The following is a 281-nucleotide window of genomic DNA, read 5'->3' as shown; positions in this document are numbered from 1 at the left end:
TAAGCTATCAGGGACTAACTTCAACATATTTTCAGTAGTACGAATAACGATAGGAATTTGCAGTAACGCTAATGCGATAATTCCAGCCCATCCTGAAAAAGTGCTGCATCTGTGCAACAACAATGGTGTAAACAAAGAGCCCGACAACGATTGATGGTGCTGATAGCAAAATATCGTTAATAAAAACGTGTCGTTTCAGCAAGCCATGAACGGCGACCATATTCAGCAAGATAAATCCCTGCAAGAATACCTAACGGTGTTCCAATCACTGTCGCCCATAA

The 281-nt window shown here is 41.3% G+C and carries 1 pseudogene; it reads right to left on the bottom strand.

Going from position 1 to position 281, the window contains the following annotated elements:
• Nucleotides 1-281: pseudogene (locus tag BHE89_RS01490) on the bottom strand (ABC transporter permease subunit); the annotation flags it as partial.

This window comes from Shigella sp. FC1967 (assembly GCF_001743005.1).
Taxonomy (GTDB): Bacteria; Pseudomonadota; Gammaproteobacteria; order Enterobacterales; family Enterobacteriaceae; genus Proteus.
The sequence above is the reverse complement of the archived record's forward strand: the minus strand, read 5'-3'. Positions and strand labels throughout refer to the sequence as shown.